Annotated in this window: 12 protein-coding genes; 1 reads left to right on the top strand and 11 read right to left on the bottom strand. The window is 61.3% G+C overall.

Features of this window, described 5'->3' with window-relative positions:
* Window positions 1-307 precede the first annotated feature (307 nt).
* The 11 genes from htpG to ATY76_RS30220 all read right to left on the bottom strand — a co-directional run bounded on the left by htpG (window position 308) and on the right by ATY76_RS30220 (window position 13,175).
* Entirely contained in the window at window positions 308-2,200 is a 1,893-nt protein-coding gene (gene htpG, locus ATY76_RS30270; RefSeq protein ID WP_088678303.1) for a molecular chaperone HtpG, read from the bottom strand.
* A gap of 372 nt (window positions 2,201-2,572) precedes the next feature.
* Window positions 2,573-2,848, bottom strand: a complete 276-nt coding sequence (locus ATY76_RS30265) for a DUF982 domain-containing protein (RefSeq protein WP_088678302.1) — start codon at window positions 2,846-2,848, stop codon at window positions 2,573-2,575.
* 968 nt (window positions 2,849-3,816) lie between these two features.
* On the bottom strand, window positions 3,817-4,710 hold the full coding sequence (locus ATY76_RS30260; protein WP_088678301.1) for an intradiol ring-cleavage dioxygenase: 894 nt from the start codon (window positions 4,708-4,710) through the stop codon (window positions 3,817-3,819).
* A 7-nt stretch (window positions 4,711-4,717) separates the two neighbouring features.
* Window positions 4,718-6,472: an FAD-dependent monooxygenase gene (locus ATY76_RS30255; RefSeq protein ID WP_088678300.1), complete on the bottom strand. Its 1,755-nt coding sequence runs from the start codon at window positions 6,470-6,472 to the stop codon at window positions 4,718-4,720.
* Window positions 6,465-7,550, bottom strand: coding sequence for a branched-chain amino acid ABC transporter permease (locus ATY76_RS30250; RefSeq protein ID WP_088678299.1), 1,086 nt, complete (start codon window positions 7,548-7,550; stop codon window positions 6,465-6,467). Before ATY76_RS30250 ends, ATY76_RS30255 begins: the two co-directional genes overlap by 8 nt.
* 9 nt (window positions 7,551-7,559) lie before the next feature.
* On the bottom strand, window positions 7,560-8,423 hold the full coding sequence (locus tag ATY76_RS30245) for a branched-chain amino acid ABC transporter permease (RefSeq protein WP_088678298.1): 864 nt from the start codon (window positions 8,421-8,423) through the stop codon (window positions 7,560-7,562).
* Window positions 8,410-9,129, bottom strand: a complete 720-nt coding sequence (locus tag ATY76_RS30240; protein WP_088678297.1) for an ABC transporter ATP-binding protein — start codon at window positions 9,127-9,129, stop codon at window positions 8,410-8,412. The genes ATY76_RS30245 and ATY76_RS30240 overlap by 14 nt, the downstream gene beginning before the upstream one ends.
* Complete coding sequence (locus ATY76_RS30235) at window positions 9,129-9,848, bottom strand: ABC transporter ATP-binding protein (protein WP_088678359.1); 720 nt, start codon at window positions 9,846-9,848, stop codon at window positions 9,129-9,131. The genes ATY76_RS30240 and ATY76_RS30235 overlap by 1 nt, the downstream gene beginning before the upstream one ends.
* Window positions 9,849-9,912: 64 nt before the next feature.
* Complete coding sequence (locus tag ATY76_RS30230) at window positions 9,913-11,193, bottom strand: ABC transporter substrate-binding protein (RefSeq protein ID WP_088678296.1); 1,281 nt, start codon at window positions 11,191-11,193, stop codon at window positions 9,913-9,915.
* A 54-nt stretch (window positions 11,194-11,247) separates the two neighbouring features.
* Complete coding sequence (locus ATY76_RS30225; RefSeq protein WP_088678295.1) at window positions 11,248-12,306, bottom strand: maleylacetate reductase; 1,059 nt, start codon at window positions 12,304-12,306, stop codon at window positions 11,248-11,250.
* Window positions 12,303-13,175, bottom strand: a complete 873-nt coding sequence (locus ATY76_RS30220; protein ID WP_088678294.1) for a dioxygenase — start codon at window positions 13,173-13,175, stop codon at window positions 12,303-12,305. The genes ATY76_RS30225 and ATY76_RS30220 overlap by 4 nt, the downstream gene beginning before the upstream one ends.
* A gap of 95 nt (window positions 13,176-13,270) precedes the next feature.
* Between ATY76_RS30220 and ATY76_RS30215 the strand changes: the two genes are divergently transcribed.
* Window positions 13,271-14,221: a LysR family transcriptional regulator gene (locus ATY76_RS30215; protein WP_088678293.1), complete on the top strand. Its 951-nt coding sequence runs from the start codon at window positions 13,271-13,273 to the stop codon at window positions 14,219-14,221.
* Window positions 14,222-14,418 lie beyond the last annotated feature (197 nt).

Genomic DNA, 14,418 nt, shown 5'->3' with positions numbered 1-14,418 from the left:
GTGAAATCCGCCGGGCTGCCCGCCGTGTCGTTCGTGCGCTTGAGTCCGTCATCGATCTTTCTATTGCCGGCGCTGATTTACTGAGGACGGCGCGGGAGCACTTTGGAGCGTTGACAGAACTCCTCGCAGCCGTCGAAACCCCAGCCAGCCGGTGATGATGCGCATTGTCTCGAGCAGCGAGGCCCGCGACAGCAAGCATAATGTTACCTTTGGCCATGGGGCCGGGAAGGCTCGGCTCCTGACATGGAGTCTAGCGGGTTTCAGCAGTGAGATCGCCAGGTCGAGCGGCAAGCAATGCGTGAACAGGCTAACCCTCCGACCGAACTGACCTCTCGAAAACCCTCGCCAGCCGTTGCGCGAATTTTTGGGGATCTTGTGGCCGTTCGCCGTCGAGGATCCGCGCTTGGTCGAGCAACAGGAACGTTGCGTCCTCTTGATAAGACGCATCGTCCTCAACGGTCGCTATGGCTTTAATCACGGGATGGGCCAAATTGATCTCGAGGATCGGTTTGGTGGCTCCCTGGAGACGACCCGCGTTTTGCAGGATCTTTTCCATCTGTCTGTCATAGCCGTCCTCCGGCGCAACCAGGCAGACCGCGCTCTCGGTCAAGCGGTCGGATGCCCGAACATCGGCGACTTGACCGGCCAGTTTTTCTCTTGCGAAGCCAATAAATGTTGCCAAACCGGCGCTGTCCTGTTCCGGTGGCGTTTGATTGTCGAGCCTTGGAAATTGCGCCAGATCCGCAGTTCCCTGCGTGATCGATTTGAACGCCTTTCCTTCGAATTCCGGCGCGTTCACCACCCAGAAGCTGTCGACTGAGTCCGTTAGCAGCAGCACTTCGATGCCTCGCGCCCGAAAACCTTCGAGCTGGGGCGACGCCTTCAACTGGTCCAGGCTGCCACCCGCAAGATAGTAGATGGCGTCCTGGCCTTCTTTGGCGTCTTTGACGTATTCGGCAAGTGAACGGTGCCCTTCCGGCGATGCCGACGTGTGAAATCGTGCAAGCGCCATCAATTGTGCACGCCGCTCGTAATCCTCGTAGATGCCCTCCTTCAAGACGGGTCCGAAATTCTCCCAGAGCTTGAGATAGGTCTCCGGCTCGCCGTCAGCCAGTTTCTCGAGCGCTGTGATAACCCTATTGGTGACACCCTTGCGGATTGCCGCCAGGATGGGGCTCTCCTGGATCATCTCGCGAGACACGTTGAGCGGCAGGTCAGCCGTGTCGATCAGGCCTCGGACGAAGCGCAGATATCTGGGCATCAGTTCCGCATCGTCGGTGATGAAGACCCGCTTGACGTAAAGCTTCATCCTTCCCTTACGCTCGGGATCAAATATGTCGAACGGCTGCGTTCCCGGTACAAACGCCAGGGCTGTGTATTCGTGCCGCCCCTCGGCACGAAAGTGCACAGTCAGGGCCGGTTCGTCGTATTGCCCAGATAGGCCGCGGTAGAAATCGGTGTAGTCTTCCTTGCTGACTTCGCTCTTCGATTTGGTCCACAGCGCAGTCCCGTCCGTTATCTGGACCGGCTCGCCACCGGGTTTGTCCACAATGCGGATCGCGACCGGGACGTGACCGGATTGTTCTTTGACGATTCGTTCGACGGTCCACTTTGAGGTGTATGTGCTGGCATCGTCCATCAGATGCAGGACGATGCGCGTACCGCGGGGTGGCGCTTCGACGAGGTTTGCCGCCTCGACACTATAGCTTCCCTTCCCATCCGAGGACCATTTCCAGGCCTCCTCGGAGCCGGCGCGACGGGAAATCACATCGACATGCTCTGCGACCATAAAGCAGGAATAGAAGCCGACGCCGAACTGTCCGATCAATTGTGCGCCTTCAGCAGCCTTGTTTCCTCCAATCCGCTCCATGAACGCCCGCGTCCCCGACCTCGCGATCGTACCGAGCGCCTCAATCATCTCATCACGCCGCATCCCGATGCCGTTGTCCTCCACGACAAGCTGCCGGCTCTCTTCGTCAAGCCGCAGCGTAATGCGGCTCTCGGTGTCGGCCGCCAGCAGCGAAGGCGTCTCGATCGCCTCATAGCGCAGCTTCTCGCAGGCATCGGCGCCATTCGAGATCAATTCGCGCAGGAAAACGTCCTTGTCCGAGTAAACCGAGTGGACCATCATATGCAAAAGGCGGGCAACATCGGCCTCAAAGACGTGGCTTTCAGCGGTCTGTTCGACAGTTGTCGTCATGTGATCGGTTTCTCCAAAGAAAATGCAATTTGCGCCGATCAATTGGCGAAACCAGGTTCAAAATTCAAGATCCGAAACGGGTAGTCGCGGCCGCAATATACCGCGGCATGGGAGCAGGTGAGATGAGGGAGAACATCAGCGCCAAGGAAACTTTCGCAATATACGACGAGTGCAACCAGGATCCGCGATGCAATCGACTACCTGAAGACATTTTAACCTATCCCGCTTGGGATTGATCTCACATCGGCGCTCGCGGTCCGTTCCATTGTGCCAATATAGCGAGCAGACGCGCGAGCCCGGAAAAAGCAGAACCACAACGTGCTATCTAAATCCTGCCAGCTCAGGTGGCGGGTGTGACCGCATTTGTCGCGATCAATGAGCTGGTTGGTGAACGCGAGTTCGGTGAGTTTCCGCCAGCATATGATGCCTTTTGACGAACCGACGAAAATTCTCCGCAACGGCACTCACCGGAAATCTTCCAGCGGCAGCTTCGCGACACGCCCTGTATAACGTCTCGTACGCCACCCCTCGCAGCTCTTGCGGCCAACTTTCTAGGTATTCTAACACCTCGTCGAGGGTTTTGACTTCCTCAACGAGATACCCGCGTTGAACGCAGATGGGGCGATTAAGTTGAGCATTTGGTGTCATTCTCGGTGCTCCCTCCTACGCGGAACTCGGAAAACGATGCGAGGCATCTGACAGATAATGACCCGAGAGGTTTTGATGGTTTCATGTGCGCGAAGTCCTGCTCTTTATCATGCTCAGCAGCTCGTTCATTCTGGTTCTGCCCGCAAGCGGCCATCGACGCGCTTTCTGCAGGTTTGGCTGGCTAACGCAGGTCTCCAACCTTCTAGCCAATCAACTGTCCGCCACCCAACATACAGGGTAAAAAGCTCTTTAGGTGACAGCAACAGGTGATTGGCCTGATCATATTACCAAAGAATAAGAAGTGTATTTATGATTATTATGCGTTGGCCACGCTTTCGTCCAAAATCGTACAGTTAAAAGAGCCTAAGTTTAAAGGAGCAACGAGGACGATGCCCCCTAATCAATGTCCAACGCGCGGTGATGTACATCAGCCCAGCATTGGACATCTGCACCCTCGTCTTGGCCGTTTACCGCCTCGCTCCCGGATTATCGGACGACGGTGAAAAGCCTTAAGATGTTGTCTCTAGAGTCCGCAGCACTTATGCCTTGCGAGCTATGGGTTTCCAAACGCCTTCTGAACTCCTGACCGCCGTTCCTTTTTGTCTGTTGCCTCGCTCTGTCATCCGTGTTGGCTTCAGGCAATTTCCGATAAGAACCGCTTTGCGCGGTCGGTTTTCGGATTGTCGAGGGATGTGGCAGACAGGCCCACCTCGATGATTTCACCGTCCTCCAGAAAGACGATTTGGTTGCCAACGGCCCGTGCAAAACCCATCTCATGGGTGACAACGATTTTCTCGGAAACTTCCTGATAGATGCCCTCGTGGACGAACTCTCTCGTAGCTCCGGTGCAAGACTGGCAGTCGAGACGCCGCGCTCAATCAAGCCCAGGCATCCTGCTCCCGAATTGGGCCGCCTTAGCGGGCGCTGCGACCATCTGCGCTTGTCTCCCCGCGCCTGAATGTCCTTCTCTATTCTCGCTTCTCTCCGACACGGGCCAGAACGAAATTGTACTCGACCTCCCAGAAATCCTTATCGAATTCGTAGGCCTTGGCACGGTCCGGATCGAAGGTTTTCCTGAATTCGGCCAGCAGGCTCTTCTTCACGCCGAAGACCGCGTCTGAAGTAATATAGGGATCGTCTGGATCGAAGATGTGGGTGATCAGCGTTTCGAAACCGTCGGCCTTTATGATGTAATGCAGGTGCGCCGGCCGGTACGGATGGCGGGAGAGCTGTCCGAGAAGATGACCGACCGGGCCGTCATCTGGGATCGGATAGTACTTCGGCTTGACGGCGCGGAACCAGTAGTGGCCGTCGGGACCGGTGCGGAAGACGCCGCGCAGGTTGAAGTCTGGTTGGATCCCCTGCTGCTGTACGTCGTAGAAGCCCTCGTCATTGGCCTGCCAGACGTCGATCACCGCATCCCTGATCGGCTGTCCCGCCGTATCGAGGACGCGTCCTGCGATGACCATGTCCTCGCCCTTGGCATCAAGACAGATATTGGCGCCCATCTCCAGTTCCGGCGCGCCCTCGACATGGAATGGGCCGAGCACCGTGCTTTCGGATGCACCCGACGGCTTGCGGTTGTTGATCGCATCGACCAGCATCGAGACGCCGAGAACGTCCGACAGCAGGATGAATTCCTGCCGCCATTCGTTGCACATCTGACCGGTGCGGGTCAGGAACAGGATCGCCTGCATCCATTCGTCCTGGTTCGGCTCGATCTCCTTCACCGCCTCGTGCAGCTTGCGAGTGACCACTTCCATGATCTGCTTCAGCCGCGCGTCCTTGGCGTTTTTGTTACGGCCGGTGACGACCTCGACGGAGTTTTCTTCGGTGAAGAAACCTTTTTCATGCGTGTCCATCACGGCCTCACTTCCCGAGAATTGCTGTCAGCACGCGGCGCAGTTCGCCCGTGGGATCGCCGGCCATCGCCTCGCGCCGCCAGGCGACATGGTGGTCCGGGCGAACCAGCAGGATGCCGCTGTCGCGGATTTCGCGAATACCGGCCCAGTCGCCGGTAAAATCCTGCCACGGCTGGCGGGGGCCGATGACATGGGTGACGATCTCCATGCCGAATTCCTTGCCGAGACTGCGGGCCGCTTCGACCCAGCCCTGCCCGCCGATACCCGTCAGCACGGTGAGTTTGCCGTGGCCGGTGAGATCGAGTGTCGAGACCTTCTCGCCGGTGGCGGAGAAGAGCCAGGCATGCGGCAGCCGAGCGCCGGGCCAGCTCGTCTGCTGGCAATGCAGTTCCGGGTCCTTGGTGAAGGCGGGCTCGGCCTGTCCATCTGTGATCGCCGCGCCTGAGCGGTAGCGCTGGTTCATCTCCACACCGTGGCAATCGAACTCATAGACCTTGTCGGCGATCGCCTTGCGGATGGCGGCGCGCTGCTCCTCGGCAGCGACAGTGTTGTTGCAGCGCGCATCCATGTTCTGCTGCATCTTCACCGGGTCGATGGAATCGAGCAGCCCGAGCGCCTTGAAGATCGGCCCGAATTCCTCGATCGACTTGTTGGCGCGGGTGACGATCTGCTTGGCGACGGGCGCGCGTTCGGCCTGATAGCTGTCGAGAAGCTTCGGGCCGGCTGTCCCCTTCAGGACAAAGGCAAGCTTCCAGGCGAGATTGAAAGCGTCCTGGATCGAGGTGTTGGAGCCAAGGCCGTTCGACGGCGGATGGCGGTGGGTGGCGTCGCCCATGCAGAAGACGCGGCCATTCGACATTGTGGTGGCGTACATATTGTTGACGGTCCAGGTCGAGACCGACTTGATGGTCATTTCGAGATCGGGATCGCCGACCAGGTCGCGCACAACCTTCTTCGCATGCGCTTCATCCACCTCAGGCGCCGGCTGGTTGATGTCGTAGCCCCAGACAATCAGCCATTCGTTCCAGGGCCTGACCATGCGCACCAGCCCCATGCCGATACCGCCGACATCCGCACCCGGTTGCAGCACCCAGTAGAGCACCGAGGGGCGATGAGCGACCAGTCGCGACAGATCGGCCTTGAAGAGGATGTTCATCGAGCCGGCAACGCCCATCTTGCCTTCGAAGGTGAGGCCGGCATGTTCCGCAACCTTGGAATTGCCGCCATCGGCGCCGACCAGATATTTCGAGCGGACGGTAAATTCCTTGCCGGTCAGCCGGTCGAGGCAGGTCGTGGTGACTCCGTCCTCATCCTGCGTATGGCTCAGATATTCCGTCGACATGCGCGACTGGCTGCCGCGCGAGCAGGCGGTCTTGTAGAGCAGCGGCTCCATGAAGGTCTGCGGCAGGTCGTTCATCTCGGTCGGTGACGACAGCTGGTGCTCGGCGCGCGACAGCGGATGTTTGCCCCAGCTTTTCATCCGGCCGATCTCCTCGCCGGTGAGCGAGGTACAGAAGACGTTCTCGCCCATCAGGTCCTGCTCGGCCGCGAACATATAGGCCTCGTCCTCCACGTCGCGGCCGAGATCGCGCAGCACTTCCATGGTGCGCTGGTTGGTGATGTGGGCGCGCGGCGTGCTGGCAAGCCAGCGGTAGCGGTTGATCACCAGGTTCTCGACCCCGTAGGACGAGAGCAGCGCCGCGGTGGCAGAGCCGGCCGGGCCAGTGCCGATGATGAGTACGTCGGTTGTAATGTCAGCCATGAGGCCCTCCCCTGTGCGTGAGATTGAGCGGCCCGCCCTTCAGGACGCGGCGAACCGGGAAAAGTTGGATGCCGGTGCGGCCGGAGAACAATCCCCAGAGGCCGCGCGGCGCGAAAAGCATGATGGCGATGCCGAGAAGACCGAGCATCAGCAGATACCAGGAGCCGTAGTCGGCGAGCAGGTTCTGCAAGAGAAAGAAGATGATGACGCCGAGGATCGGCCCCTCGATCGTGCCGATGCCGCCGATCACCACGATGAAGATGACATAGGCTGTCCAGTCGGTGACCGAAAAGGCAGCATCCGGCGAGATGCGGGCCTTCTGCACATAGATCAGCGCGCCTACGATGCCTGTGATGAAGGCGGTGGCGAGATAGACCAGCGTCTTCATCCGCCGCGCATCGACGCCGACGGCACGCGCCGCCTGTTCGTTGTCGCGGACAGCGGCGAGGCCGAGGCCCTGCTTGCTGCGCAACAGCCCATAGATGAAGCCGATTGTGGCGACGACGAGGATCAGCGCCAGCCAGTAGGTCAGCGCGTCGCCGGCCTCAGAGGCCTTCATGCCGAAGAGATCGCGCATCATGCCGACACCCATCATGTCGCGGGTCGCCTCGCGCGGCAGCGAGGTGCCGGTGCCGCCGCCGAGCGCCTTCCACTGGGCGAGCAGCAGCCGCACCACCTCGGCCACCACCCAGGTGCCGATGGCGAAATAGGGGCCGTAGAGCCGGAAGGTGAAGAAGGCTGTCGGAATGGCGAGAGCAACAGAAAACAGCCCGGCAATTAGGATGGCAACGAGCGGATCGACGCCGAACAGGATGACGCAGGCAAACATCGTATAGGCGCCGAAGCCGACGAAGACCTGCTGGCCGACCGAGATCAGCCCGGCATAACCGGCAAGCAGGTTCCAGTTCTGCGCCAGCACCAGCATGGTGAGGATGAAGAACAGGTCCTGGATGACACCACGCGAAACGAGGAAGGGCGCGGCGAAGGCAAGCAGCAGGAGAGCAACGACCGCGACAGCTGATAATGCCGATGCCCTGGTGCGTGTCTCGACGGTAAAGGAGGGAATGGCCATGGTCATCGATGCACCTCAATCCACCGCGCGCGGGAAAAGGCCGCGCGGCTTGAACAGGAGAACGGCGAGGAACGCCAGATGGCCGGCAAGGATCTGCCATTCCGGATTGATTGCTGCACCCACCGTCTGGGCAACGCCGAGGATGATGCCGCCGGCGAGCGTGCCCCAGAGCGAGCCGAGCCCGCCGATGATCACCGCTTCGAAGGCATAGATCAGCCGCGCCGGTCCCAACGTCGGATCGAAATTGGCGCGCGTGCCGAGATAGAGGGCGGCGATCGTCACCACGACCATGGCAAGCCCCGTCGCCATGGCGAAGATGCGCTGCGGCCGGATGCCCATCAACCCCGCGGTCACCGGATCGTCCGAGGTTGCGCGGAAGGCGCGGCCGACGGAGGTGCGATAGATCAGCTGGTTGAGACAGACGATGACGGCGACCGCCGAAAAGAAGGTCATCAGCGGCATGATGCCGGCGGTGACGCGGCCGAGATTGACGGAGGCACTCTCGAGGCTACCGACAAAGACACGGCGGCTATCGGCGGAAAAGCCTTCGAGCAAGCCGTTCTGGATAACGATCGACAGGCCGAAGGTGACGAGCAGCGGCGGCAGGATATCCTTGCCGAGCGTGCGGTTGAGCAGGAAATATTGCAGGCCCCAGCCGATGGCGAACATCAACGGCATCGCGATCACAGCGGCAACGAACGGGTCGAGCCCGAGCGTCGTCACCAGCACCAGGATCAGAAAGGCGGCAAGCACGATCAGGTCGCCATGGGCGAGATTGACCAGCCGCATGATGCCGAAGACGAGGCTGAGCCCCGCCGCAAACAGCGCGTAGAGACCGCCGAGCAGCACGCCCTGGAGAATGGTATCAAGCCAGTTCATGATGATCCGTCCCGAAATAGGCCTTGTGAATGTGGTCGCGGCTGAGATCAGCGGCGCGGCCGGAGAGCGTCACCCGCCCTTCCATCATGCAGTAGACGCGGTCGGCCACCTTCAGCGCCTGGGCGATGTCCTGCTCGACGATGACGATTGAAGCGCCGGTCTCGCGGATGCGGGGAAAAGCGGCGTAGATATCGCGGACCACGACGGGCGCGAGGCCAAGGCTGATCTCGTCGCAGAGCAGCACCGCCGGATTGGACATCAGCCCGCGGCCGATCGCCACCATCTGCTGCTGCCCGCCTGATAGTGCCGTGGCCGGACTGTTGCGCCGCTCCTTCAGGATCGGGAACAGCGAAAAGATGCTTTCGAGCGTCCACGGGCCGTCGACCTTGCGGCCATAGTTGCCGATCAGCAGGTTTTCCTCGACGCTCAGCGACGGAAAGAGCTTTCGTCCTTCCGGCACCATGGCGATGCCGCGCGCCAGAATGTCAGGCGCCGGCAGCGCGCCGATCGGCTCGTCGCGGTAGAGGATCGACGCCGCCGCATTGGCGAGCACGCCGGCGATGGAGCGCATCAGTGTCGTCTTGCCGGCCCCGTTTGCGCCGATGATGGCGATGGTCTCGCCGGCGCCGACCGCGATATCGACGCCGAACAGCGCCTGGAAATCGCCGTAGGAAGCGGTCAAGCCCCTGGTTTCGAGCAGCGCCATCAGATTTCGATCCCCAGATAGATCTCCCGCACATCGCGCGAGGCCATGATGTCGTCAGGCTTGCCGATGCCGATGACCTTGCCGAAATGCAACACCAGCAGCCGCTCGACGACGGAATTCAGCGCATGCAGGACATGCTCGATCCAGATGACGGCAACACCGCGCGCATGAATGGCGCGGATGGTGGCAACCAGCGACCGGCATTCGCCCTCGGTCAGTCCACCGGCGATTTCATCGAGCAGCAGCAGCTTCGGTTCCGTTGCCAGCGCCCGGGCCAGCTCCAGCCGCTTGCGCTGCAGCAGCGACAGGCTGCCGGCCAGCACGTTCGCCTTGTCGATAAGCCCGGTATCCACCAGGATCTCGGCGCAGCGGTCCGACACCTCGGCCTCGCGCCGCCGCGACCCGAAGGCGCCGGCGACCAAAAGGTTTTCGAAGACCGTCAGCTTCTCGAACGGCTGCGGGATCTGGAAGGTGCGGCCCATGCCCGACAGGCAGCGCGCCATCGGCGGCGTGCGCGTCACGTCGCTGCCGAGAAAACGGATGGTGCCGCTATCGGCAGGCATATTGCCGGTGATCAGATTGAACAGCGTCGACTTGCCGGCGCCGTTCGGCCCGATGATGCCAAGCGCCTCGCCTTCGCCGACGGCAAAAGAAATCCGCTCGGCGACGGTCAATGCGCCGAATTTCTTCGAGACCTGATCGAGTTCGAGAATTGCCAAACCCATTCCTCCCAGAACAGGCGGGGCCTTTGATAGACCCCGCGCCAAAAATCAGGCGCCAGAATCAGGCGATTGCTTCCATCTTGCCGCCGGTCGGAATGTTCGGCGCCGTCTTGTTGTCGGTGATGACGAGATCGTAGCCGCCGCCGTCCTTCAACCGCCACTGGCCGCCGACGAGCGGCGTCTTGGCGATGTTCTTGGCCGCGAAAGGCGGCAGGCCCTTGCCGTCCCAGGCGATCGGCCCGACCAGCGTATCGAGCCTGGTGGCGGCAATCGCCTCTGCGACCGCATCCCCGTCCGTGGGGTCTCCAGCCCGCTTCATCGCATCCACCGCCAGCTCGAACAGCGCATGGGCAAAACCGATCGGCTGTGTCCAGGGCCTGTTGGTCGCCTTGGTGAAGGCGGCGGCCACTTGTGCCGCACTTTCCCCGGTCAGGGACGACTTGAACGGATGGCTCGGCGTCCACCAGACTTCCGACGACAGATTGTGCCCGGCATTCCCCAGCGCTTCCACGGTCTGCGGGAAGAGCAGCGCCTTGCCGATCGAGGCGATCTTCGGGGCGAAACCCTGCTGCTTGGCCTGGTTCCAGAAGGTGGTGAAATCAGGGGGGATGACCACGCCGGTGATGATTTCGCACTGGCCTGACTTGAAGGCGTTGATCTGCGCCGAGAAATCATCCGTCATGTTCTGGTAGCGGCCGGGGTCAATCAGGTCGTAGCCCATTCTCTCCAACACCGGCGGGAAGCCGACGACCTTGTCGCCCCAGGCATTGCCGTCGCCGTCATTGGGGAATAGGCCGCCAACCTTTTTATTGGTCTCGATCTGCGCCCACATATTGGTGAAGACGGAGATGACGTCCTCGAGACCCCAGAAGAAATGATAGGCATAGTTAAACGGTTTCCAGGACGTGGGGTCACCGGGATTGCCCTGCTGGCCGATGAACCAGGGCTGCCAGGGCGCGACCGTCGAAATGCAGGGCATTTCCTCGGCCTCGCAGGTGGTCGCCACCGGATTGGTGGTCTCCGGCGTCGAGGCGACGAGGATCAGGTTCACCTCGTCGGTGACGATCAGTTCCTTGGCGACTTCGGCTGCCCGGTTCGGATTGGACTGGCTGTCCTTGACGACGACCTCATAGTTGAGACCCATCGACTTGGTGGTTGCCAAGAAGCTGTCGATGACGAATTTGTCGGCCTCGCCGAAAGCGGCAAGCGGCCCGGTCTGCGGGCTGACATAGCCGAGCTTGATCGCAGCATCCTGTGCGATTGCGGGGGCGGTAAGCCCGGATGTAGCCGCCAATGCCCCGGTGGCAGCCGTCCTCTTCAGAAAATCGCGTCTCGTAAACATGTTTCCTCCTCCCATTGTCCTCTCCTCCCAGAGAGCGTGATGTCTGTCGTCAGCTCATGCCGGCCGCTTGCCTTCCCAGGCATCCTGCAGCAGGGCACGAATGGATTGCCGGTCGATCGGCCTTGGATTCAAGTAGGGATTTTCGGTGGCGATCTCAGCGGCGCGGTCGAGATCGGATTCACTCAGGCCCAGATCCTTCAGCGCCAGGGGCGAGCCGATCCGCCTGGCGAAATCCCAGAGCCCGCCGCCGACCGAACCACCGAAAATATCGGCGACGGGCGCCAGAAGCTCCTGCACGGCTGCGGCATTGTAGGCGGCGGTGTGCGGCAGCATGATCGCATGCGTATCGGCATGCGGCGTATCGAAAGTGCCGCCCAGCGTGTGGCAGATCTTGTGGTGCAGCGCCATGCCGACCGTGCCGAGCACGGTGCCGCAGAGCCAGGCGCCGTAGAGCGCATCGGCGCGAGCGCCGGGAGCCCGGGGCGCAGCGATGATGTCGGGCAGGCTGGTCTTGAAGGCCCGCAGCCCCTCGGCCGCCATCAGCGTCGAAATCGGGTTACGATCCCGAGCGTAAAGCGCCTCGACCGCATGGGCCATGGCATTCATTGCAGAGGTGACGCTCATGGCGACCGGCAGGCCGAGCGTCAGCTCCGGATCGTAGATCACCACCTCGGGCAGGATGCTCGCATGGCGCACGGTGGTCTTGCGCCCGCCTTCCGTCTGGCCGAGAATCGGCGTTACCTCAGATCCGGCATAGGTTGTGGGAATGACGATCTGCGGCAGATCCGTGCGATAGGCGATCGCCTTGCCGAGCCCGGTGGTCGAACCGCCGCCGAGCGAGACGACGCAATCGGCCTTCGTCTGGCGAACCACCTCCACCGCCTTTTCGGTGACATCAACAGGCGTATGCATGACAGCGCCGGTAAAGACGCCTGCGGCAAGCGAGCCCAGCCGCGCCGCCAGCGCTTCCGCGTCCGCCTTCTGCTGCGGCGTCGAGAGGACGAGCGCGCTGCGGCATCCGAGCTTTTCCACCCACTCGCCGGCGCCAGCGCTCTTGCCTTCGCCGAAGACGATATGGGCGGAGTTGCCGCTATAGGTGAAATCCCGGCTCATGTGTCGGCTCCCTGCCTGGCGCGGACCATGACGAAGGTGAGGTCCAGCAGCCATGTCGGCGCGCCCTTCCCTTGCCGCTCGAAACTCCGCACCAGCTCCGGCTTGACGCCGAAGATCGCGTCTTCAGCCAGATGCGGATCGCTGCTGTCATAGATATGCGTGGTGATCGTCTCGAAGCCCGGCGCCTTGATCATGAAATGAAGATGCGCGGGCCGGCGCAGCGGATAGCCCGCCTGCCGCAGAAGCTTTCCGACGGGACCATCGTCCGGCACGCCGTAGCCGCAGGGCTTGACGGTCCGGTAGTGGAACCGTCCATCCGCATCCGTGCGGAAGCTGCCGCGCAGATTGAATTCCGGCTGCAGGTCCGGCTGCTGGTTTTCGTAAAACCCTTGGGCATTGGCCTGCCAGGTGATGATCTCGGCATTGGCGATGGCATCGCCATCGAGATCCTGCACGCGGCCGGTAACATCAAGCGTCTCGCCGATACCGTCGAGGGAGATATTGCTGCCGAGCGCCAGTTGCGGAACGTCGGCCCGGAAGAAGGGTCCGCGCACGGTATTGGGGGTAGCCGTCTTCGGACGGCGCGAATTGATTTCCTCGACCAGTGCCGAAGCGCCGAGCAGGTCCGAAAGAAGCACCCACTCCTGGCGGCGCTCGTCGCTCGCATGGCCGACATCGGTCAAGAATTCGATCACCTTGCGCCAATCCGCCTGGGTCGGCCGCAATTCCCGGATGAGGGCGTGAAGATGCGTCACCGCAGCCGCCAAAATCTGCGGCAGGCTGTCGTCCTTCGATTGCGGAAGTCGTTGCGCGAAAATGTCATGCGAGGTGGTCTCGCTGAAATTCAGCGCCGTCGGACCCGGCATCATGCGTCTCCTCCAGGGCATTGGCTGGTAGAGATAAATTTACCCGAAGATCGGCATGCCGTTGATGATTTTATTCCAGTCTAATATACCATATTGTTATGAAGATAGATGAACGGCACCTTGTCCAACTCGCCGCGGTCGTCAAAACCGGCGGCGTCACCGAGGGCGCGGCCCTGCTCGGCCTTTCCCAGCCGGCGGTGTCGCGCACGCTTTCCATGCTGGAAGCGCGAATCGGCGAACCGCTTTTCATCAAGGGCCGCCGTCCGCTGCAGCCGACGCTGCTCGGCCGAGCCTTAGCCGACCACGGTCAGACCATGCTGTCGGCATCGCGCAAGGCGTCCGACTTCGTCGAGAGTTTCCGGGTCGGCAAGAGCGGCGTCGTGCGCGTCGGGGGCACGCCCTTCTTCATGGATGCGCTAATCGCCGGCATGATCGCCGAGTTCCAGAACCAGCATTCCGATGTGCGTATCGATCAGACCTACGGCTATTTCCCGGACCTGCGCGCTGCACTTCACGCCGACCAGATCGATCTGGCCATCTGTCCGATCGATATTCTCGACGAAGGGTCCGGCCTGGAATTCCAGCACATCCTGCCTGGCCGCAACGTCGTTGCCTGTCGGGTCACCCATCCGCTGCTCATTAAGCGACGTCCACAGCCTGCGCATCTGCTCGATTTTCCCTGGGTCGCGCCGCCACCGGGTAGCCCGCTTCTCGCCGACTTGCGCAGCATGCTCCTGTCTTTCGGCGCAACCGAAGTCAAGATCCGCTATTCGGGCGGTTCCCTCATGAGCGTCATCCACTATATGAAGGCGGCTGATGCGCTGACCATTATGCCGCACAGCGTGGTCTTTGCACTGCGCAACGAAAAGTCGATCACCGCCCTGCCCGTTTCCGTTCCGCATCCAGAACGTGCCCTCGGCCTCCTTAAACGCTCTGACGCCCCCCGCACACCGGCAGTCGATCATTTCGCCCGCCACGTTCGCACGAGTTTCGACAACCTCAAGCACCTGATCAAGCGGCATGAGCAGTCAGTGGTTTGGGGTTCCTGAACAGTCGGCAGGCATTATTCTTCGCGTCTCGAACCTCCCGGGTTTTGAACCATCGACACTGCGATCGGGCAGTGCGATGGGATTGGAAGGCCGAACCTTCCCTCGACGCCCCTATACTTCCCCGTAGCGCCCTCAGACCCTCACGGCGCTCTTTGATGGGCTCCACCCCGATAACGGGCGCGCCTATGCCTCTCAAT

It is taken from the genome of Rhizobium sp. R339 (assembly GCF_002211395.1).
In the GTDB taxonomy this organism is placed as follows: domain Bacteria; phylum Pseudomonadota; class Alphaproteobacteria; order Rhizobiales; family Rhizobiaceae; genus Rhizobium.
Note: the sequence above shows the minus strand (reverse complement) of the source record. Positions and strands in the feature narration are given on the sequence as shown.